Source organism: Streptomyces sp. WAC 04229 (genome assembly GCF_003947455.1).
Lineage (GTDB): Bacteria > Actinomycetota > Actinomycetes > Streptomycetales > Streptomycetaceae > Streptomyces.
The window spans coordinates 1-20,745 of record NZ_QHJH01000122.1; the positions used below are offsets into that span (position 1 = coordinate 1).

At 74.4% G+C, this 20,745-nt stretch carries 22 protein-coding genes; 7 read left to right on the plus strand and 15 right to left on the minus strand.

Annotated features, from left to right (window positions below; genetic code table 11):
* The 3 genes from DMH12_RS26445 to DMH12_RS26455 form a co-directional block, all read right to left on the minus strand.
* Positions 1-470 (minus strand): cellulose binding domain-containing protein (locus DMH12_RS26445; protein ID WP_185832546.1); only part of this gene is annotated, 470 nt, incomplete at its 3' end.
* A gap of 130 nt (positions 471-600) precedes the next feature.
* Positions 601-2,034: a HAMP domain-containing sensor histidine kinase gene (locus tag DMH12_RS26450; RefSeq protein ID WP_125493960.1), complete on the minus strand. Its 1,434-nt coding sequence runs from the start codon at positions 2,032-2,034 to the stop codon at positions 601-603.
* Positions 2,031-2,771 carry a response regulator transcription factor gene (locus DMH12_RS26455; protein ID WP_185832547.1) on the minus strand — a complete coding sequence of 247 codons (741 nt, stop codon included), beginning with the start codon at positions 2,769-2,771 and terminating at the stop codon, positions 2,031-2,033. Before DMH12_RS26455 ends, DMH12_RS26450 begins: the two co-directional genes overlap by 4 nt.
* Before the next feature lie 143 nt (positions 2,772-2,914).
* Between DMH12_RS26455 and DMH12_RS26460 the strand changes: the two genes are divergently transcribed.
* Entirely contained in the window at positions 2,915-3,469 is a 555-nt protein-coding gene (locus DMH12_RS26460) for a hypothetical protein (protein WP_185832548.1), read from the plus strand.
* A 28-nt stretch (positions 3,470-3,497) separates the two neighbouring features.
* On the opposite strand, the gene DMH12_RS26465 is transcribed toward DMH12_RS26460, so the two are convergent.
* Together DMH12_RS26465 and DMH12_RS26470 are read right to left on the minus strand one after the other, a co-directional pair.
* Entirely contained in the window at positions 3,498-4,367 is an 870-nt protein-coding gene (locus tag DMH12_RS26465; RefSeq protein ID WP_125493963.1) for a spermidine synthase, read from the minus strand.
* Between the two features lie 51 nt (positions 4,368-4,418).
* Complete coding sequence (locus DMH12_RS26470; RefSeq protein WP_125493964.1) at positions 4,419-4,817, minus strand: hypothetical protein; 399 nt, start codon at positions 4,815-4,817, stop codon at positions 4,419-4,421.
* Positions 4,818-5,107: 290 nt separating this feature from the next.
* Here DMH12_RS26470 and DMH12_RS26475 point away from each other — a divergent pair, with 290 nt between their 5' ends.
* Positions 5,108-6,556 (plus strand): hypothetical protein, encoded by a 1,449-nt coding sequence (locus DMH12_RS26475; RefSeq protein WP_125493965.1) that lies wholly within the window; start codon positions 5,108-5,110, stop codon positions 6,554-6,556.
* A 69-nt stretch (positions 6,557-6,625) separates the two neighbouring features.
* Here DMH12_RS26475 and DMH12_RS26480 read toward each other — a convergent pair whose 3' ends face one another.
* Positions 6,626-7,222, minus strand: coding sequence for a histidine phosphatase family protein (locus DMH12_RS26480; RefSeq protein ID WP_125493966.1), 597 nt, complete (start codon positions 7,220-7,222; stop codon positions 6,626-6,628).
* A gap of 196 nt (positions 7,223-7,418) precedes the next feature.
* Here DMH12_RS26480 and DMH12_RS26485 point away from each other — a divergent pair, with 196 nt between their 5' ends.
* The 5 genes from DMH12_RS26485 (at position 7,419) to DMH12_RS26505 (ending at position 13,091) form a co-directional block, all read left to right on the plus strand.
* Positions 7,419-8,384, plus strand: coding sequence for a phosphatase PAP2 family protein (locus DMH12_RS26485; RefSeq protein WP_125493967.1), 966 nt, complete (start codon positions 7,419-7,421; stop codon positions 8,382-8,384).
* Positions 8,281-9,483, plus strand: coding sequence for a hypothetical protein (locus DMH12_RS26490; RefSeq protein ID WP_399188840.1), 1,203 nt, complete (start codon positions 8,281-8,283; stop codon positions 9,481-9,483). Before DMH12_RS26485 ends, DMH12_RS26490 begins: the two co-directional genes overlap by 104 nt.
* Entirely contained in the window at positions 9,474-11,081 is a 1,608-nt protein-coding gene (locus DMH12_RS26495; protein WP_185832549.1) for a hypothetical protein, read from the plus strand. The genes DMH12_RS26490 and DMH12_RS26495 overlap by 10 nt, the downstream gene beginning before the upstream one ends.
* Positions 11,078-12,451 carry an AAA domain-containing protein gene (locus DMH12_RS26500; protein WP_125493968.1) on the plus strand — a complete coding sequence of 458 codons (1,374 nt, stop codon included), beginning with the start codon at positions 11,078-11,080 and terminating at the stop codon, positions 12,449-12,451. The genes DMH12_RS26495 and DMH12_RS26500 overlap by 4 nt, the downstream gene beginning before the upstream one ends.
* A gap of 91 nt (positions 12,452-12,542) precedes the next feature.
* Entirely contained in the window at positions 12,543-13,091 is a 549-nt protein-coding gene (locus tag DMH12_RS26505) for a MarR family winged helix-turn-helix transcriptional regulator (RefSeq protein ID WP_125493969.1), read from the plus strand.
* Here DMH12_RS26505 and DMH12_RS26510 read toward each other — a convergent pair.
* From DMH12_RS26510 to DMH12_RS26550, 9 genes are all read right to left on the minus strand, one after another.
* Complete coding sequence (locus DMH12_RS26510; RefSeq protein ID WP_125493970.1) at positions 13,070-14,098, minus strand: aromatic ring-hydroxylating dioxygenase subunit alpha; 1,029 nt, start codon at positions 14,096-14,098, stop codon at positions 13,070-13,072. The two genes, DMH12_RS26505 and DMH12_RS26510, sit on opposite strands and share 22 nt — an antisense overlap.
* 1 nt (position 14,099) lies before the next feature.
* On the minus strand, positions 14,100-14,324 hold the full coding sequence (locus DMH12_RS26515; RefSeq protein WP_114530323.1) for a recombinase-like helix-turn-helix domain-containing protein: 225 nt from the start codon (positions 14,322-14,324) through the stop codon (positions 14,100-14,102).
* Between the two features lie 28 nt (positions 14,325-14,352).
* A complete protein-coding gene (locus tag DMH12_RS26520; RefSeq protein ID WP_125493971.1) occupies positions 14,353-15,312 on the minus strand; it encodes a PDR/VanB family oxidoreductase in 960 nt (319 codons plus the stop codon).
* Positions 15,313-15,326: 14 nt separating this feature from the next.
* On the minus strand, positions 15,327-16,958 hold the full coding sequence (locus tag DMH12_RS26525; protein ID WP_125493972.1) for a thiamine pyrophosphate-binding protein: 1,632 nt from the start codon (positions 16,956-16,958) through the stop codon (positions 15,327-15,329).
* 9 nt (positions 16,959-16,967) lie between these two features.
* The gene (locus tag DMH12_RS26530) at positions 16,968-17,759 is read right to left on the minus strand and encodes an SDR family oxidoreductase (protein ID WP_125493973.1); all 792 of its coding nucleotides are present in this window, start codon (positions 17,757-17,759) and stop codon (positions 16,968-16,970) included.
* A 73-nt stretch (positions 17,760-17,832) separates the two neighbouring features.
* Positions 17,833-18,585: an SDR family oxidoreductase gene (locus DMH12_RS26535; protein WP_125493974.1), complete on the minus strand. Its 753-nt coding sequence runs from the start codon at positions 18,583-18,585 to the stop codon at positions 17,833-17,835.
* The gene (locus DMH12_RS26540) at positions 18,578-19,099 is read right to left on the minus strand and encodes a cupin domain-containing protein (protein ID WP_125493975.1); all 522 of its coding nucleotides are present in this window, start codon (positions 19,097-19,099) and stop codon (positions 18,578-18,580) included. The genes DMH12_RS26535 and DMH12_RS26540 overlap by 8 nt, the downstream gene beginning before the upstream one ends.
* 5 nt (positions 19,100-19,104) lie before the next feature.
* On the minus strand, positions 19,105-19,908 hold the full coding sequence (locus DMH12_RS26545) for an alpha/beta fold hydrolase (RefSeq protein WP_125493976.1): 804 nt from the start codon (positions 19,906-19,908) through the stop codon (positions 19,105-19,107).
* Positions 19,905-20,705, minus strand: a complete 801-nt coding sequence (locus DMH12_RS26550) for an aspartate dehydrogenase domain-containing protein (protein WP_125493977.1) — start codon at positions 20,703-20,705, stop codon at positions 19,905-19,907. Before DMH12_RS26550 ends, DMH12_RS26545 begins: the two co-directional genes overlap by 4 nt.
* Between the last annotated feature and the right edge of the window lie 40 nt (positions 20,706-20,745).

Here is a 20,745-nt window from a genome sequence, read left to right on the forward strand (position 1 = left end):
GGGGGCTCGGTGGGCCGGCCGCTGGGCTCGGGGGTGGCGCCGTCGTCCGCCGAGCACTCGGCGTCGTCGACGAGGCAACCGGTCGGCTCGTCCGTGCCGTTGACGACGAAGCCGACGGTGACGGACTCGCCGGCCTTCAGGCCGTCCGTGTCCCACTTCGGCGGGGTCGCGGTGACGTGCTGCCCGCTGACCTTCGACTCGGCGTTCCACAGCGAGCGCAGCTTCGTCCCGCCGGGCAGGTCGAACTCCAGCGTCCAGTCCGGCTTCGCCTCGCCGCTGCCGTTGGTGACGACGTACTGGGCGGTGTAGCCGTTCGCCCACTCGCTGGTCTTCGTGTAGACGGCGCCCACCGGGGCCGCCTGGGCGGTACTGGTGAACAGCAGCGCGCCACCGCCGGCCACGGCCGCCGCGACGACGGTGCCGATCGCCTTGTTCCTGCCACTGACCCTGCGTCGGTGCGTGCGCGTCATGTGCCTGCCTTCGCTGTTCACGGTGCCCCCGGCGGGGAACGTCCGGGGGTGGGGGTGCGGCAGCACGCTAGCGAGCCGGAAACGGGCAAAGGGCCTGATCCGGGCGGGGTTCGGTGATCTTAGGGTGCGCTTAAGGAAGAGATCGGGGCCGATTAATGGTGGCCGTCTGCCGGGGCTGTCTGCGGCGCCGCACCGCTCCCCGGTGGCCGCGCCGCTCGGGCGCCGTCCGCCCGTCGAGCTGCACCCAGATGCGCACCTCGGTGCCGCCCAGCACGGAGGAGCCGATGCGGACGTCGCCGCCGGTCGACTCGGCCATGCGGCGCACGATGTCCAGGCCGAGCCCGGTCGAGCCGTCGCTGCCCGAGCCCCGGCCGCGGGCCATCGCCGCCTCCGGGTCGGGTATGCCGGCGCCCGCGTCCGACACGAGCACGATCACCGCGTCCTCGCCGTTGTGCAGGTCGACCGCGAAGGCTGTGCCCTCGGCGGTGTGCCGGAAGACGTTGCCGAGCAGGGCGTCGAGGGAGGCGGCGAGGTCGGCGCGGGCCACGGGGATGCGCACCGGCCGGTCGGCGCCGGCCACCCGCCACTTGCGGCCCTCGTCCTCGGCGAGCGCGGACCAGAACCCCATCCGCTCGCGCACCACCTCGGCCGCGTCGCACCCGGCGCCGGGACCGGCGGCGGCCGTCTGCGGCTTGGCGTCCCGGGCGGTGCGGATGATGGTGTCGACCTCGCGCTCCAACTGCTCGACGGCGGAACGGGTCTGCTCGGCGGCCGGTCCCTCGCCGAGCGAGGCCGCGTTGAGCCGCAGCACGGTCAGCGGGGTACGGAGGCGGTGGGACAGGTCGGCGGCAAGCTCGCGCTCGTTGGCGAGGAGCTGGACCACCTGGTCGGCCATGGAGTTGAACGCGACGGCCGCGAGCCGCAGTTCGGTCGGGCCCTCCACCGGCACCCGCGAGCCCAGCCGCCCCTCCCCCAACTGGTGCGCGCCCTCGACCAGGCGCTGCGCCGGCCGCACCATCCGCACGCCGAGCCGGTCGGCGACCGCGACGGAGCCGACGATCAGGGCGGCGCCGACCGCGGCGAGCACCGCCCAGGCCGTGGCGACCCCGTTGGTGACCTCGGACTCGGGGACGTACACCTCGACCACGGCGATCTCGCCGGAGCTGAGCGCGACCGGCTGCAGCAGCGTGGAACCGCCGTCCACCTCGGTGGTGGAGGCACGGCCCATCTCGCGCACGGCGGCGATGTCCTCGTCGGTGGCGCGCTGCCGGCCGATGTCGGCGGCCCGCTGCCCCGCGCCGCCGGTGCGGTCGGCCGGCTCGCCGGACGCCGGTATGTGCACGGCCATTGCGGCGTCCGAGCCGGCGGAGGCGACGACGCGCTCCAACTGGTCGCGGTCGGTGGTGATGGACAGCGCGGGGGCGACGGCGGCCGCCTCCCGTTCGGCGTTGGAGAAGGCGCGGTCGCGGGCCATCTCCCGGATGACGAGTCCCAGGGGGACGGCGAAGGCGACCACGACCATCGCGGTGACCGCCAGCGACACCTTGACCAGGGCCCACCTCATCGCGGCGGCTCCGCTCCGGGCAGCCCCGGGCCCCGCGCCGGGTCCTGTTCCAGGGGAGGCTCCAGCTTCACGCCGACACCGCGCAGGGTGTGCAGGTAGCGCGGCCGCGCCGCGGTCTCGCCCAGCTTGCGCCGCAGCCAGGACAGATGGACGTCGATGGTCTGGTCGTCGCCGTAGGACTGCTGCCATACCTCGGCGAGCAGCTCCTTGCGGGGGACGACGACCCCTGGCCGGCCGGCGAGGAAGGCGAGCAGGTCGAACTCGCGGCGGGTCAGGTCGAGGCGCACGCCGTCCAGGTCGGCCTGGCGGCGCAGGGGGTCGACGGTCAGGCCGCCGACCCGGATGACGGGCGAGGACGCCGCCTCCGCCGGTCCGGTCCGGACCCGGCGCAGGACGGCGGCCATGCGGGCCGACAGGTGCTCCACGGAGAACGGCTTGGTGAGGTAGTCGTCCGCGCCCGCGTTCAACAGCCGTACGACCTCGGCCTCGTCGTCCCGGGCGGTGGCGACGATCACGGGTACGTCGGTGATGCCGCGCAGCATCTTCAGCGCCTCGGAGCCGTCCAGGTCGGGCAGTCCGAGGTCGAGGATCACCACGTCGAAGCGGAAATGGGCGACCTCGCGCAGCGCCTCCAGCGCCGTACCGACGCTGCGCACGGTGTGCGAGGCGTCGGTCAGGTGCCGGATGAGCGCCGAGCGTACGAACTGGTCGTCCTCGACCACGAGCACACTTGCCATGGGCGGCACCGTACGCCATGCGGACCAACCCGGTGCGGGCCTGTGGACAACTCCGGCGCGGGCCTGTGCACAACCCCGCCGGGGGCCGGCGTCACACACCGTTCGGGCGACACGGGCGGGGCGGGTGAGGCAGTATGGCCGCGATGCGCAGAGGACTCGTCCACGTACTTGCCTGGCTGCTCGCCACCGGCGCGGCGGTCACGCTGTCGTGGTGGGGCGTCCACACGGTGATGACGGGCACGGCCTACGACGCGCCCCGCGCGCTGCCCATCACCGCGGCCGACGCGTCGGTACGGGACGAGCGCGACGCCTCCGGCGAAGAGGGTTCGCGGGCCTCGTCCACCAGCCGTCCGTCGCCGTCGGGCAGTCCTTCGCCGTCGCCGAGCGAGACCCGCCCGGAGCCGGACCCCGCCCCGTCGCGGACCGCCCCGTCCAGGACGCCCGAGCGCCCGGCGAGCCCCTCCCCCGCCACCTCCGGCGAGGTCAGGAGCTACGACACCGACGGCGGCCGCGCGGTCTTCGACCTCGGCAAGTCGTCGGCCTCCCTGGTGTCGGCGACGCCGGGTGCGGGCTGGTCGATGCAGGTGTGGAAGACGGAGTCGTGGATCCGGGTGGAGTTCAGCTCGGAGGCGGACCGGGTGTCGGTGTTCTGCACCTGGCACGACGGGCCGCCGCGCGTGGAGATCGGCAGCTACTGAACCGCCGCGGTCGGCAGCCGGCGGAGACTCACTTGAACACGGACTCCGGCGGCGCGGGCGAGTCCACCGCCGCCGCGTCCGTCACCGGTGCCGCGCCGCCCGTGAAGTCGGCCAGCGCGCGGCCGTGTTCCACCCGGGCGGGCTGCGGGTCGGAGGCGGCGCGGCGGGTGAGTTCGGCGACCGGCAAGGGGCGGTCGGAGGCGACGAGGACCGCGTTGCCGAAGCGCTTGCCGCGCAGTACCGCGGGGTCGGCGACGAGGGCGAGTTCCGCGAACCGGGCCGCGGCGGTGGCGATCTGGCCGCGCAGGTGGGCGAGGGGCGGTCCGTCGGCGAGGTTGGCGGCGTAGACCCCGCCGGGCGCGAGCGCGCGCCGGACCTCGTCCAGGAACTCGGCGGACGTCAGGTGGGCCGGGGTGCGGGCGCCGCTGAAGACGTCCGCGACGATCAGGTCCGCCCAGCCGTCGGGCACCTTGGCCAGTCCGGCGCGGGCGTCGGTGGAGCGCACCCGTATCCGTGCGCCGGGGTCCAGGGGCAGCTCCCGGCGCACCAGTTGGACGAGGGCGGCGTCCCGCTCGACGACCTGCTGGGTGGAGCGGGGGCGGGTGGCGGCGAGGTAGCGGGCGAGGGTGAGGGCGCCGCCGCCGAGGTGCACGGCCTGGACGGGCCTGCCCGGCGGGGCGGCGAGGTCGATGACGTGCCCGAGACGGCGCTGGTACTCGAAGGACAGGTGGGCCGGGTCGTCGAGGTCGACGTGCGACTGCGGGGCGCCGTCGATCAGCAGGGTCCAGGCCCGGGTCCGGTCCCGGTCGGGGACCAGCTCGGCGCGTCCGCCGTCGACGTCCTCGACGACCGTCTCGGCGGCAGCGCGCCCGCGGCGGGTGTTCCTGGACTTTCCCATCGGGCCATTATCGGCGCACCGCGCGATGGCGCGGCGCGCGGCCGGGAAGGCTCAGCGGCAGCTGTCGGCCGCTCTGATCAGCCGGGCCGCCTCGCCCAGCGCCTCGCGCAGCACCGCGGGGTCGGTCGCGAGGTCCGCCTCCCCGGGCGGCAGCAGCCAGTCGGAGCCCTCCACGGGCGGCTCGGGCGGCAGGTCGAGGCTCAGCCCGCGGCCGTCCGTCTCCGTACAGGTGCTGCCCGGCACGTCCCAGGCGGCGGCGGTGCCCGGCGGCACCAGGAAGCCCAGGGTGTCGCAGCCGTGGTCGTGGATCACGGGACCCACCGCCTCGCCGGCTCCCCGCCTGAGGATGTCGACCGCCTCCAGACCCTGCCGGGTCGGCACGGTGACGACGTCGCAGGCGTCGCAGGGCGGATCGCTGATCCGGCTGGTATCCATCCCGGCCTCCACCACGGAAGTCCTCCTCGGACGAGCGGGTCGGGAGTCGAGGGCCTCCCGGTCACCCTGTCCAACGCGGCGGGCCGTCAACGGCTACGGCACAAGTCCGCCGCAAAGGATGGCACTTCATGGCAGATCGCGGATGAGATATCCGGTTTGTAGGCAAACAGTGCGTGGCGGCTCCGTCACAGCCGGTACGTTCTTGCTCGCCGGAAACAGGGATGCCAGGTGATGGCAGGCGGATGATTTCCGCGACTCGTCTCTGTCCCGGCATGGTTCGACGGTTCGCACGAGAGGACCCGGCCATGGCGTCGTCAATGGTGACCTCCGCCCAGCCCGAACGGCCGTCGCGGCCGAACCTCGCCTTCCGGCGGTTGCGCGGCAAGCGCTCGCCGGCCGAGTTCGCGGCGGCGGTCCGCCGGGCCGCGCGCGAGATCGGCGAGCGGGTGAGCTGTGACGCGCGGTACGTCGGCCGGGTGGAGGCGGGCGAGATCCGCTGTCCCAACTACGCCTACGAGCGGGTGTTCCTGCACATGTTCCCCGGTCGCACGCTCACCGACCTGGGGTTCGCGCCCCGCTCGTCGGTACGCGGACGCCGGGTGCGTGCCGATGAGGACGCACTCCCGGCCCCCACCCGCCCGTCCGAACGCGCCACGAGTGAGACGCGGGGGGCGGGTGAACCGTATGAGACGCATGACACGCAGGACCCGTACGAAAAGCACGACAACAACGAGGAGAGCGACGTGCTGCGTCGCGCATTCATGACGAGCGGGGCCACCGTGGCCGCCGCCTCACTGGGCCCCCTGGGGCTCGCCCTCGACGCCGCGGCGGCCGGACGTCCCGTGCGCCGCGCGGGGTCCGGCGAGGCCTGCGCCCTCGAAGAAGCCGTCCGCCGGATCCGGCTGCTGGACGACCGGCACGGCGCGGACGGCCTCTACCGGCGCGCGGCGGCCCCGCTGCGCACCGCGTACGCGCTGCTGGACGCCGGGGCGTCCCGCCGGGCGACGGCGGACCGGCTCTACACGGGCGCCGGTGAACTGGCGATCTCCGTGGGCTGGCTGGCGCACGACTCCGGGCGCTTCGACGACGCGCGCTCCCACTACGCGGAGGCGCTGGCCACCTCCCGGATGACCGGCGACGCGGGTCTGGAGGCGCACGCCTTCTGCAACATGGCGTTCCTCGCCCGCGACGCCGGGCGGCCGCGCGAGGCGGTGCGGGCGGCCCAGGCCGCGCAGCGCGCCGGCCGGCCGCTGGGCTCGGACCGGCTGATGTCGCTGCTGGCGCTGCGCGAGGCGGGCGGCTGGGCGGGGCTCGCCGACCGGGTCGGCTGCGAACAGGCACTGGCCCGCGCGCAGGCCTTCTACGAGCGGGGCCCCTCGGACGCCGACCCCGAGTGGATGAGCTTCTACGGCCGCGCCGAGCTGGAGGGTCTGGAGGCGCAGTGCTGGTCCGCGCTGGGCGACTGGCACCGGGCCGCCCGGCACGCACGACGGGCCGCCGAGCTGCAGGACCCGCACTTCACGCGGAACCTCGCGCTGTACTCGGCGGAGCTGGCGGACGACCTGGCCCGCGGCGGCCACCCCGACGAGGCGGCCGACGCCGGCCTGCGGGTCCTGGACCTGCTGGGCGAGGTCCAGTCCTCCCGCATCCACACCATGCTGGCCGGAACGGCCCGGGTCCTGCTCCCGCACCGCCGCAACCGGGGAGTCTCGGCGTTCCTGGACCGCCACGCCACGCTGCCACGCCCGGCCTGAGAGCCGCCGGCACCCGGCCGCCGCCGGCGGGTGACGCCCGCCCCACGCGGACGCCGGCACCGCGCGCCGTCAGCCCACCAGGTGCCCCACGTCGTTCCAGCTCTCCAGCGCCGGCTCCCCGTAGGCCCATCCCAGGACCGACAGCGACGTCGGGTTCAGCCGTATCCGCGCCGCGAAGTCCAGCGGCAGCCCCAGCCACCGCGCCCCGATCGACCGCAGGACGTGCCCGTGGGCGAAGACCAGCACGTCCCGGTCCGCCTCCCGCGCCCACGCCACGACCTCGTCCGCACGCGCGGTGACGTCCGCCACGCTCTCCCCGTCGGGCACCCCGTCCCGCCAGATCAGCCAACCGGGCCGGACGGCCTGGATCTCGTCCGGGGTCATGCCCTCGTACGCCCCGTAGTCCCACTCCATCAGCGTGTCCCACGCGCGGGCGCGCTCGCCGAAGCCCGCGAGGACGCAGGTCTCCCGCGCGCGGGCCAGCGGACTGGTCCGCACCTCGACGCCGGGCAGCCCCTCCAGGGGCGCCCGGTGCAGCCGCTCCCCGAGCAGCTTGGCGCCCTGCCGGCCCTCCTCGAGGAGCGGTACGTCGGTCCTGCCGGTGTGTCTGCCGGACAGCGACCACTCGGTCTGTCCGTGCCGGGCCAGCAGGATGCGCGGTGCCATGAAGAGGCCTTTCCGGGAGAAATGTCTAGGGGCCCCTCCATCATCCCGCACGGCGGGCGCGGGCAACCCGGGGGGCGATCCGGGCGTCTATCCGGTCCGAGGGCGCCCCGCGAGGCGGGCTCAGGGAGGCCGTAGAGTGGCACGTCCGTGTCAATCGAGGCGCGCGAGCAACGAGAGAAGGGGGAGGGCGATCGGATTGCCGCACACCGAGATACCGGGCAGCGGGGCGGCCCCCACGACTCGGCTGCGCTGGTGGACCGAGCTGCCGCTCATCGTCCTCGTGTACGCCTGCTACTCCGCCGGCCGTCTGCTCGTGCGGGGCGACGTCTCCGACGCCGTCGACCACGGCCTCGCGATCCTGCGCGTGGAGAAGGCCCTCTTCCTCAACGCGGAGCACCCTCTCAACCGGCTCTTCACCAGCGAGCCCTGGATAGGCATACCCGCCGACTTCTGGTACGCGTCACTGCACTACCTGGTCACCCCGGCGATCCTGATCTGGCTCTTCCGCTCCCGCGCGGTGCGCTACCGGGCCGCGCGGACCTGGCTGATGACGTCCACGTTCATCGGCCTCATAGGCTTCACGCTGCTGCCGACCTGCCCGCCCCGGCTGCTGGACAAGAGCCACGGCTTCGTCGACACGATGGCCCAGTACAGCTCGTACGGCTGGTGGGGCGGCGAGGCCAGCGCCCCGCGCGGACTGGGCGGGATGACCAACCAGTACGCGGCCATGCCGAGTCTGCACGTGGGCTGGGCCCTGTGGTGCGGCGTGATCCTGTGGCGTTACGGCGGCAGCCGCCTGACGAAGGTGCTCGGCGTCGTCTACCCGCTGGTGACCACCATCGTGGTGATGGGCACCGCGAACCACTACTTCCTCGACGCGGTCGCGGGCGCGGCCGTGATGGGCGCGGGCCTGCTGCTGACGCCCGTCGTACTGCGGATCTCCAACCGGGCGCGGACCCGGCTCACGGCCCGCTTCGCCTCCGGCGGCACACCCGCCGCACCGGTCCCCGACGGCGCGGGTTCCCCGATTGTCAGTGGCGGATGCCAGACTTCCGCGGGTGAGCGATTCCCACGCCAGCGCGAGCAGCGGTTCGAAGCAGGAGCCGAGCCGGACCCCGCCCCCTCGGACGCGGGGGACGAGACTCCGGCACCGGCTCGCTGAGCTGCGCGGGCCCGACGTACCCGCCAAGGCGCTGGACGCGCGCGCCCTGGCCGCCCTCGCCGCCAACCCGGGGTGCCGCAGGCGCGCGATCCTCGACGGCGCCGGGGTGGACAAGGCCGCGCTCGCGAGCGCGCTGGGCTCGCCGTCGGTCTTCGGGCAGTCGCAGTTCGCCTTCATGCGGGGCAACGCCTTCGAGGCGCGGGTCAAGGCGGACGACGGCGCCGAACTGCTGCGTCTGGTCCACGAGAAGCTCGACCGGGGCGCCGAACCGCCCGCCGGTGCGCGGGTGCCCGACCTCTCCGCGAGCGGCCCCGAGGGACGCGCGGCCCGGACGTCGCTCGCCCTGCGCGAGGCCACCGGCACACCGGGCGCCTGGACGCTGCTCGACCATCCGATGCTCGCCCTGGAGGTCGCGGGTTCCCCCGCCTTCCTGGAGCCGGACGCCGTGGTGGTGCACCCGGACGGCAGCTGGACGGTCGTGGAGATCAAGTCCTTCCCCATGCTGGACGGCGCCGCCGACCCGGCGAAGGTCGGCGCCGCCGCGCGGCAGGCCGCCGTCTACGTCCTGGCCCTGGAGCGGGTCGCCGCCCACCTGGACCCCGCCCCGCGCGTGCGCCACCGCGTCCTGCTGGTCTGCCCCAAGGACTTCTCCAACCTGCCCACCGCGTCCGCGGTCGACGTGCGCAAGCAGCGTGCGGTCACCGACCGCCAGCTGGCCCGGCTCACCCGGATCGAGGACATCGCCGACGGACTCCCCGACGGCGTCTGCTTCTCCCCCGAGCTGCCCACGGAGGAGCTGACGGCGGCGGTCGAGGCGGTCCCCGCGACCTACGCGCCCGAGTGCCTGTCCGCCTGCGAGCTGGCCTTCCACTGCCGCGCCCGGTCCCGTGAGGACGGCGCCGTGACCTGCCTGGGCCGCCCGGTCCGGGCCGAACTGGGCGGGCTGGCCACGGTCGAGGACGTGCTGGCCGCGGCCCGCGGGGAGGCAGGCGACCCGGACGACCCGGCGGTGGCCGCGCTGCGCCGGGCGGCCCGGCTGCGCGCGGAGGCGCTGGTGGCGGCCGGTGCCGGAGGCGGCGGGGTGGCCGGGTGTCACTGATCACCACGCTCGCCCGGCTGGAGGCCGTGCGCACCGGCGCCGCGCAGCCCGCCGCCACCGTCCGGCACCGGCACCTGTCCGACCGTCCGCTGGTCTTCGTCCCGCTGATCACCGCCGGTGAGGCCGGTGCCCCGCTGGGCGCGCTGGTCGGCACCGACCGGGACACGCCGCGCCTGCTGGTCGTGCCCCAGCCCCGCGACCGCGACCTGCGCTTCGCGTTCCTGGCCGAGCTGGCGGACATCGTGCTGCCGCACATCGAGGCGTGTGCCGACGCCGTGGAGGCCGCCGAGCGCACCGAGACCGACCCGGAGACGGGCAAGCGGGTCAAGGTCGAGGTGGACCTGTGCGCGGACGCCGCCCAGCTGGTCGTGCCGAGCCGCGCGGGCATCGACTTCGTCCGGCTGCTGGGCCGCTCCATGCGCTTCCGTCGTACGGCGGAGCAGGACCCGCAGACCCCGCACCCCGCGCCGCCCAGGGTGCCGCTGCTCGGCCGGTGGCTCACCCACTACGGCGAGCGGGCCCGGGTCCCGGGATCGTCCCTGCTCCTGGCCATGACCGACCTGCTGGGCCGGCACTGGGCGACCGGCCAGTCCACCCTGGAGGACCAGCACCTGGGCGCGCTGCTGGCGTGGATCTCCCCCGCCGACGAGGGCCTGACCGGCGCGGAGGCGGCACGCCGGGCCGAGCTGGCGCGCGACGCGGAGGGCCAGTTGCTCTGCCCGCCCGCGGGACCGGCGACCGACCCGGCCTTCGACAACCGGCTGCTGGCCCCCGCCATCGAGCGCTACGACCGCGCGCGCACCGCGTTCGCCGCCGCCGAGGACGGTCTGGAGGCCGACGACCGGCTCGGCGCGCTCACCGCCGCGGAGCGGGAGATCCGCGCCCTGGTCGAGAGCCGTACGCGGCCCACCTGGGAGTCGGTGTGGCGCGGCCTGGACCTGCTGCGGGAGCTGCCGGCCGGCGCGCACGTCGACGACCGCTGGACCCGCGACCGCTGGTCGTTCACCTCGCACCGGGACCGCGTCCTGGCCGGTGAACCCCCGCAGCCGCGCCGCGACGACGCGGTGACGGCGGCGAACAAGCTGGCCACCCGCGAACGCGAACAGGCCCGGCTGGAGGCCCAGGAGGCGCTGGACGATCCGCTGGTGATGGCCGGGCGGCGGCTGGCCGGGGAGGCGTTCGCGGGTGAGGTCACCGACGTGGTGATGGCGTACAGCGAGAGCAAGCGGCCCAGTCCGCGCCCGCTGGTCACGGTCCGCACGGACGACCGGCCGCACCTGGGCGAGCGGGTGCGGGTGTACCGGTCGCTGGGCGGCAAACCGCAGGCGGCGGAGTACGCCGGTGAGGCGGGCGATCCCGGCGACGGGACGCTGGTCCTGCGGATCATGGACAAGATGGGCCGCGGCAAGGAGCCGGAGGCGGGGTCGGTGCCGGAGAAGGGCGACCGGGTCTGCTTCACCCTCTTCGAGCACGAGCAGCGGGGCGGCGCGAAGCTCCCCGACCCGGAGGAGACGCCGTGGACGCACGGGGGCCCGCCCGGTGAGGCGGCCGCCGTGCCGGAGGCCGCCGACGCCCAGACGGAGGAGGACGTCCTGTGACCGCCGACGCCACCACCACCCCGGTCACCGCCCCCGGCCCGCCGGCCTTCGACCCGGGCGCCGAGGCCGCGCGCGCCACCGCGGCGATCCTCCACGACACCCTGCACGGCACGGAGCGCGGGGTCGTCGTGGATTCCCCGCCGGGCGCCGGCAAGTCCACGCTGGTCGTCCGGGCGGCGCTGGAGCTGGCCGAGGCCGGCCGCACCCTGATGGTGGTGGCGCAGACCAACGCCCAGGTGGACGACCTGGTCCTGCGCCTCGCCGAGAAGAACCCCGAGCTGCCGGTGGGCCGGCTGCACAGCAGTGACACCGACGCGTACGACAAGGCGCTCGACGACCTGGCGAACGTACGCACCTCGGCGAAGGCCGCCGACCTCGCGGGCCTGGCGGTCGTCCTGTCCACGGCCGCGAAGTGGGCGCACGTCAAGGTGGACGAGCCGTGGCGGCACGCGATCGTCGACGAGGCGTACCAGATGCGCTCGGACTCCCTGCTGGCGGTCGCCGGGCTCTTCGAACGGGCGCTGTTCGTGGGCGACCCCGGCCAGCTGGACCCGTTCGCGACGGTGGGCAGCGAGCAGTGGGCGGGCCTGGCGTACGACCCGTCGGCCTCCGCCGTGACGACCCTTCTCGCGCACAACCCCGGCCTTCCCCAGCACCGTCTTCCGGTCTCCTGGCGCCTGCCGGCCTCGGCGGCCCGCCTGGTCTCGGACGCGTTCTACCCGTACACGCCGTTCCGCAGCGGCACCGGCCACGGCGACCGGAGCCTGGCCTTCGCGGTGCCGTCGGACGGGTCGGGCCCCGACCGGGTGATCGACGAGGCCGCGGTCTCCGGCTGGGGCCTGCTGGAGCTGCCCGCCCGGCACACCCCGCGCACCGATCCGGAGGCGGTGCGTGCGGTGGCGTCGGTGGTCCGGCGGCTCCTGGACCGGGAGGGCGCGGCGATGTCGGAACGCGCGCCCGGTCCCGTCCCGTTGACCGCCGCCCGCGTCGCCGTCGGCACCGCGCACCGGGACCAGGCCGCCGCGGTGCGGGCCGCGCTGGCCGACCTCGGGGTGAGCGACGTGACCGTGGACACGGCGAACCGGCTTCAGGGCCGGGAGTACGACGTCACGGTCGTCCTGCACCCCCTCTCCGGCCGCCCCGACGCCACCGCCTTCCACCTGGAGACGGGCCGCCTCTGCGTCCTGACCTCCCGCCACCGGCACGCCTGCATCGTGGTCTGCCGCGAGGGAGTCGACGGGCTCCTGGACGACTACCCGTCCACGGAACCGGTCCAACTGGGCACGCTGGTGAAGTTTCCCGACGGCTGGGAGGCGAATCACGCGGTGCTGGCGCACCTGGCGGAGCATCGGGTGACCTGGAACCCCTGACCGACTCGGCGGAACCCGCCCGCCGGAGAGTGGGAGCAATTCCCTTAGGGCTAAGATTTCCGCACCATAATCTACGCCGCGAGGGGAAGACATGGCTCAGGGCAGGGCCGCGAGGCGGCCGGATGCTGTGGCGGGGATCGTCGGGGACTGGGCCCGAGAGCGGCCCGAACTGGACACCTCGCCCCTGGAGGTGCTCGCCCGGCTGCACCGGTCGTATCTCCAGTACCAGTCGCGGATGACCGCGCGGCTGGACGAGCACGGGCTGTCCGTCGCCGGCTTCGACGTGCTCACCGCGCTGCGCCGGGCCGGGGCCCCCTACCGGCTGACCGCCGGGCAGCTCGCGGCCTCCGGGCTGGTCTCCTCGGCCGGGGTCACCCTGCGGCTCGACCGGCTGGAGAAGGACGGCCTGCTGGTGCGTGAACGCGACGCCGAGGACCGGCGGGTGGTGTATTCACGGCTCACCGACGCCGGACTGCGGAAGGTGGACGAGGTGTTCAGCGAGCACCTGGAGAACGAACGCCGGATGCTCGGCGGACTCTCGCCCGCCGAGCACCGCCAACTCGGCCGCCTGCTGTCGAAGTTGGAGCGTTCGATCGTGGACTCCGACGACGCTTCCGCTCAGCCCGCCGAGACGGGCTGAGCCTTCGACTGCCGCCCGGCCTGCGCCTGGTAGAGGCGGCGCAGCCGGACCACGCCCAGGTCGTGCTGGTAGAGGTTCTCCCGCTGGTCGGCGTCCGCGGGCATGCTCTCCAGGATGACGCGGTCCTGCTCCAGGACCTCCCAGTGGCGTTCCTCGATGAGGGTCTTGTAGAGGAACCGCCAGGTGTCCCGCTGCCAGTCGCTCACCTTGCGGTACCGCCAGAAGAAGACACCGGTGCGTCCGGCGTCCACCGGGCAGGCCATGCCGACGATGCCGAAGGGGCCTCCGGGGCCGGCCGACGGCGGGTACGGGATGGACAGGTCCACCCAGTCGACGCCGGTGTGGCACAGCTCGACCCAGTCGAAGTTGACGCCCCGCTGGTCGGTCTTCTCGAAGAAGTAGCCGCGTCCGGTCTCCCGGATGCGGAACTTGGCGGTCGTGTCACCGGCGAACATGGTGTGCGACTCCGAGTGCAGGAACGCGCCGTGCATCGGGTCCAGCAGGTTCTCCATGGCGAACCGCCACGGCACGTTCCACTCGGCGTAGCAGAGGAACGCGGAGATCTCCTCGTCGGCGAGTGGTTCGGGCAGGGTGAGTTCCACCGGGTCGGGGTGCTCCTCGTCGCCGAAGTAGGCGAGGATCGCGCCGCCGGCCTCCCGGACGGGCAGTGAGGTGACGAGGGTCTTGCCCTCCAGGTTGCAGCCGGGCAGGCCGGGCACCGAGGTGACCGTGCCGGTGCCGTCGACCTCGACGCCGTGGTACCAGCAGGCGACGCGGTCGCCCAGGTGCTTGCCGAGGGAGAGGGGCGCGCCGCGGTGGGGGCAGCGGTCGGCGAGCATGGAGAGGCCGCCGTCGGACTTGCGGAAGAGCAGCCAGTCCTCGCCGAGGGCGGTCACCCTGCGCATGCCTCCGGGCGAGACGAAGCCGGAGGGCACGACGGGGTGCCACTGGTTGCGCAGGCCGTGGGCGTAGATGTGGTCGGCGGTGTCGTGGGTCGAGAGGGTCATGTCAGGCTCCCAGGCGGTGCATCTCGGCGCGGAACGCGTCCTCGGTCCAGGGCTCACCCGTGGGGGTGCGCAGCTGGCGGGAGTTGAGGCCGTCGACGACGTCGGTCAGTTCGTGGCCGTCCTTGGTGAAGATGTCCTCGAGTGTGCGGGCGAGCTTCAGCTCGTACGGGGTGGGCTCGTGGTCACGGGTCTGATGGGGGTCCAGGAAGGGCCAGGTCTCGGGCACGGCGTTCTCCGTAGGGAAGTCAGGGGGTTCAGAGGTTCAGGACGAGGCGGTCCGAGGCGCAGCGCGAGACGCAGATCATCATCGTCTCGCCGGTGGCGCGCTCGGTGTCGCTGAGGAGGAAGTCGCGGTGGTCGGGGGTGCCGGCCAGGACGCGGGTCTCGCAGGAGCCGCAGATGCCGTCCCTGCAGGACGAGGCGACGGTCAGTCCGGCGTTCTCGGCGGCCTCCAGGATCGAGGTGCCGCCCTCCACGCGCAGGGTCACGCCCGACGCCCGGCACTCGACGTCGAAGGCGCTGTCGTCGCCCTCCCGCACCTCCGCGGCCGGTGCGGCGAAGCGCTCGGTGCGTACCTGCCCCGCCGGCGCCGCCTCCTCGACCGCCCGCAGCAGGGGCTCCGGGCCGCAGCAGTACACCAGCGCGTCGGCGGGCAGGTCCGCGAGCGTGCCGGCGACGTCGATGTGTCCGAGTTCGTCCTGCGGCACGAGGGTCACCCGGCCGCCGCCGAGCGCCGCGAGTTCGCCGCCGAACGCCATCGAGGCGCGCGAACGGCCGCCGTGGACGAGCCGGTACGGAACGCCGTCGCGCTGTGCCCGGCGGGCCATCGCCAGGATCGGGGTGATGCCGATACCGCCGGCGACGAAGACGTAGGAGGCGGCGGGTTCCAGGGCGAAGTGGTTGCGCGGCCCGGCCACCCGCACAGTCTGGCCGGGCCGCAGCTTGGTGTGCACGTGGCGCGAACCGCCGCGCGAGGCCGGTTCGTCGAGGATGCCGAGGCGGTAGACCCCGCTGTCCTCCGGGTCGCCGCACAGGCTGTACTGGCGGACGTGGCCGCCCACGTGCAGGTCGAGGTGCGCGCCGGGTGCCCAGGAGGGCAGCGGCTTGCCGTCGGGGTGGACCAGCTCGACGGAGAGGACTCCCTCCGCCTCCCAGGTCGTGCGGTGGACGAGGAGGTCCAGTTCCTGCTCTTCGGCGGCTTCGGTGGCGCTCATGTCGGCGGGCCTCCCTACCGGGTGGGGATCTTGACGGGCGGGGTGAACGGGTTCTTCATCGGGCCGAGCGCGGCCAGGTCGACCTCGACGAGGGTCGGGCCGTCGGAGGCGACGGCGGCGTCGATCACCTCGGCGGCCTCGCTCGCGTCGCCGATCCGCGCGTAGGGCAGCCCGCATGCGGCGGCGAGCCCGCCGAAGTCGGGCGTGAACAGGTCGACGCCGGAGCGGCGTTCGGTGTAGGTGGCCTGCATGTTGCGCAGGACGCCGTACCCGCCGTCGTTGAAGACGATCAGGGTGAGGCGGGGCCGCTCCTGGGCGAGGGTGAGCAGTTCGCCCAGGTGGACGGCGAGTCCGCCGTCCCCGGCGATCACCACGGTCGGCTCTCCGGGGCGGGCGAGGGCGGCGCCGATGCCCATGCCGAGGCCCTGTCCGATGCCGCCGCCGCGCGGGAAGACGTTGGCGCGCGGGTCGTGCATGGGGAGCAGGCGGTTGCCCCAGGACGAGGACGGGATGGTCACGTCCCGGGCGACGACGCTGCCGCGGGGCAGGGCGGCGGCGAGGGCGTCGCAGATCGCGGCCTGGGGTCCGATGCCGTCGTGCAGGGCGGCCCGCACTTCGTCGCGCACCCGGCGGACCCGGTCGGTCCACTCCGCGTCGGCCCGTACGGCGGCGTCGGTGAGCCGGGGCAGGACGGCCGCGGCGTCGCCGTGGAGACCGTGCCGGGCGGGATACACCCGGCCGAGGGCGGCGGCGTCGACGTCGATCTGGATGTGCGCCTCGGGGAGGCGGAGCCCGTAGTCGGCGGTCTCGTTGGAGCGGAAGTGGGTGCCGACGGTGACGACGACGTCCGCGTCGGCCAGGAGCCCGCGTCCGGCGGGGGTGGTGGCGAAGTTGCCGATGACCAGGTCGTGGTCCTCGGGTACGCAGCCGCGCCCGGAGTTGGAGGTGAGCAGGCCGGCGCCGGTCGCCTCCAGCAGGGCGAGGAGTTCGGCGCGGGCGGTGTTCGCGCCGCCCCCGGCCCAGATCAGCGGGCGTCGGGCGGAGGCCAGCAGGTCGCGTGCCGCGGCCAGCCGGGACGCGTCCGGCACCGGCACCTCGGGAGCGGGCGCGGTCTGGCCGTCGTCGTCCTGGGCCGCGTACTGGAGGTCGATCGGCCACTCCACGCTCGCGGGCCCGCCCGGCGCGGTGCGGGCCGCGGCGGACGCCTCGCGCAGGACGCGGCCCGCCTCCCGCGCGGAGGTGATGGTCGCGGCGTACTTGGAGACCGCGGCGAGCATGCCGAGCTGGTCCTTGGTCTCGTGGATGAAGCCGCGCCCGCTGCCGAGGTGCGCCGTCTCGACCTGTCCGGTGACGTGCAGGACCGACGTCCCGGAGGACAGGGCCTCGATCAGGGAGCCCGCCGCGTTGCCCGCGCCGGTGCCGGTCGAGGTGAGGGCGCAGCCGATGGAGCCGCGGGCCCGGCCGTAGGCGTCGGCGGCGTTGACGGCGCTCGCCTCGTGCCGCACCGGCACGAACCGCAGGTCCGGGTCGGCCTCGACGGACTCCACCAGCGGCAGGTTGTGCACGGACACGATGCCGAACACGGTGTCGACGCCGAGGGACTTGAGATGGGCGGCCAGGAGTCCGCCACCGTGGTCGTAACGCATACGAACTCCTCAGAGGATGCCGCGGCCGACTCCGCCGCAGACGTCGATGCTGGTTCCGGTGATGTAGGAGGCGCGCGGCGAGAGCAGCGAGACGATCGCGTACGCGACCTCCTCGGCGCGGCCGAGCCGCCCCAGCGCGATGCCCCGGTCGGCGGCGATCTCCGCCTGCCACTCCTCGTAGGTGAGGCCGCTGTCGGCGGCCGCGTGGCGGCGGGTCCACTGCCCGGTGTCGACCAGGCCGAGGCAGACGGAGTTGACGCGGATGCCCTCGGGGGCGAGTTCGCGGGCCAGGGAGGCGGAGAGGTTGAGGATGCCGGCGCGGGCGGCGCTGGTCGTGATCAGCCGGGTCTCGGGCTGTTTGGCGAGGACGGCGTTGACGTTGACGATCGCGGCGGCGTCGGAGGCCCGGAGGTGGCCGCGGGCGGCGCCGAGGGGGTTGAGGACGCCCGCGAACTTCAGTTCCAGTTCGTCGCGCCAGTCGTCCGCGGTCGTCTCGTCGAGGGGCTTCATCCGGGACTGGCCGGCGTTGTTGACGAGCCCGTCGAGGCGCCCGCCGAGGTGCGCGGCGGCGCGCTCGGTGAAGTCCCGTACGGCGTCGGCGTCCCGGACGTCGCAGACGCCGGTGTGCAGCCGGTCGGGGCCGGCGCCGAGGCCGGCCTCGGCCTTGGCGAGCCGGTCGGCGTCGCGTCCGCAGGCCGCGACGCGGGCGCCCTCCGCGAGCAGGGCCCGGACCGTGGCCAGGCCGACGCCGGAGCTGCCGCCGGTGACCAGGACGGTGCGGTCGGCGAGGCCGAGGTCCATGGGTACTCCTTGCAGACGGATGTGCGGATGTGGGGGCGGGTTTCAGTGCCTGGTCGTGTGCGGGAGGCGGGGCTCAGTGCATGGTGAAGCCGCCGTTGACGGCGACCACCTGCCCGGTGAGGTAGCCGGACTCCTCCCCGAGCAGGAAGGAGACGAGCCCGACCAGGTCGTCGGGCCGCTGCGGCCGGGGTATCGCGCGGTTCGCCGCGTACAGGGCGTGGCGCGCGGCCGGTACGGTCTCGGTCGCCTCGACCTCGGTCAGTCCCGGCGCGACGGCGTTGACGGTGATGTCCCGCTCGCCCAGTTCCCGGGCCATGGCCCGGGTCAGGGCGAGGACCGCGCCCTTGGAGGCGATGTAGTGGGCGAGGCGCGGGGAGCCGTAGAGGGCCGCGTCCGAGGCGATGTTGACGATCCGCCCCGGGCGGGACATCAGCGGCAGCAGGTGCTTGGCGACGAGCCACGGGCCGCGCGCGTTGACGGTCATCAGCCGGTCCCAGGTCTCGACGTCGATGTCCTGGAACTCCCGGCCGCCGACGCCGTTGGCCAGCGCCGCGTTGTTGACCAGGCCGTACACGGGCCCGCCGGCCGCGAGGCGGGCGGCCAGGGCCTCGACCGAGGCGGGGTCGGCGACGTCCAGGACGACGGACTCGGCCGTGCCGCCCGCGTCCCGGATCGCCGCCGCCGTGCGGGCGCCCCACTCCGCGTTCAGCTCGGCGACGACGACCCGGAACCCGTCGGCCGCCGCCCGGCGGGCCATGGCCTCCCCGAGGCCACGGCCCGCGCCGGTCACGACGACCGTACGGCGCCCGGCCGCGGGGTCAGTCACGGGTGACGCCGTACAGCGGGGAGTACTCGGGGTAGGTCGGCACCTGCGGCTTCTGCGTGCCGATGATCACGCAGAAGAGCGCGTCCGTGTCGCCCTCGTTCTTCAGCGAACGGGTCACTCCGGCCGGGACCACGATCATGTCGCGGTAGCCCAGCGTGCGGTACTCGGTCTCGTCGGGACCGCGGTGGATGCCGACGCGGACCTCGCCCTCCAGGACGAAGAACGCCTCCTCGACGTCGTGGTGGGTGTGGGCCGGGCCCTCGGCGCCGGGCGGCAGCAGCATGTTGGAGAAGGTGAAGCCTCCGGAGGGGATGATCCGGCCGTCGTCGTCGTGGTTGCCGGTGGCTCCGGAGCCGACGTAGCGGATCTGCGCCCGCTTGTACTGCGGGCCCGCCTTCTCCTGGAAGGACAGGGTGCCCCAGTCCGGCTCGCGGGAGGCCTTGGAGGCGATCAGGGAGTCGGTGTACTTGGCGAGGTCCGAGCCGTTGTCGTAGGCGTCGGTGGTCAGCGGCATGGTGATCAGCCCTTCCGGGTGCGGGTGTCGGTGACGATGTGCAGGTGGGAGAGCAGCCAGGCGTTGAAGTGCTCGGGCTGTTCCTGGTTGGCCAGGTGACCGGCGTCCTTGACGATCACGTAGGCGGTCCGGTGCAGACCGCCGGCCAGGACCTGTGAGGCGTCGGGGCCGGTGATCCGGTCCTTCTCCCCGCACAGGACGAGCGTGGGCGCGGCGACCCGGGCGAGTTCGCCGCGCAGGTCGGTGGTGGCCATCGACTCGGCCGCCTGCCGGTAGCCGGGCGGCCGGATCGAGTCGGCCATGGTGTCGACGACCCGCCGCACCAGTTCGGGCGGCGCGTCCTCGGAGACGAGGCGGGGGCCGCGCTTCTCGGCGAAGGCGCGCGGGCCGAGGCTCTCCAGCTCCGGGACCCGGGCGCGCATGGCGGCGGCCTTCTCGGGGCTGGTGCCGGAGCCGGGGGTGGAGTCGGCGACGGTGAGGGAGGCGACGAGGTCCGGGTGCCGGGTGGCGAGCCGCAGCCCGATCACGCCGCCCCACGAGACGCCGACGACGTGTGCCTCGGTGTCCCGCGCGCGGATGACGGCGGCGGCGGTGTCGGCGAAGTCGTCGAGGGTGAGGTCGTGTTCCGGGTCGGCCGACCTGCCGTATCCGGGCGCGTCCCAGGCGACCATCCGGTGGCTCGCGGCGAGCGCGTCGGTCTGCGGCGCGAAGGCGGCGGACGAGGAGCCGATGCCGTGCAGGCACAGCACCAGCGGCCCGCTGTCCCCGGTCTCCGCCAGGTGCAGCCCGGCGAGGTCGTGGGCGGTCACAGGATCTGCCCCCGGCGTCCGGCCAGCGCGGCGAGCGAGCGCAGCACGGCGTACGGGACGACCTGGCTGGTGGCCGGGTTGCCCGGGTCCGGGACATGGCGGACCTCGAAGCGGTACGAGCCCTGCGGCCCGTTCGCCTCGATGACGTGGGAGGTGTGCGCGGCGCCCGGGTCGGCGACGACCCGTACCCGTACGGCGTCGAGGTCTCCGACCGCGAGGGCGACGGAGGCGGCGACGTTGGTGGACTTGGGGAACCTGACCGGTACGTCGCGTGCGGTGCCGCGCATGACCTCCACGGGCCCGGAGGCGGACCGCAGGCGGGCGAGCGTCTCCTCGTCCATCCAGGGCTGTTCGAGGGTGGACGGCAGTTTGGTGGTGGTCAGGGTGACCTCGCCGAGCGGCCCCATGGCCCGTACGGCCTGGAGCAGGTCGAGGCCGCCGACCGCGCCGCCGGTGAAGTAGACCCGGCCGGGTCCGGCGGTGCGGAGCTTCTTGGCGAGTTCCTCGTCGGTGAGCGCTCCGGTGGAGGCCACGAGCAGGTCGGTGCCGGAGGCGAGGATCGTCTCGCCCCATTCCCGTACGACGCCCTGGCCGGCGGCCTCGACGATCAGGTCGCAGGCGGCGAGGGCCTCCTCCACGGTGAGCTGCGGGGCGGGAACGGCGTCGCCGAGGGGACGGTTGTCGACGATGCCGACGAGTTCGGCGCCGGGCACCTCGCCCGCGGCGAGCGCGCCGCCGACGGTGCGGCCGATGGCGCCCCAGCCGACGATGCCGACCTTGCGTGTGCCGCCGTTCATGCCGCTGCTCCTTCGGTGCCGGCCGGGGTGGGGGTGGCGG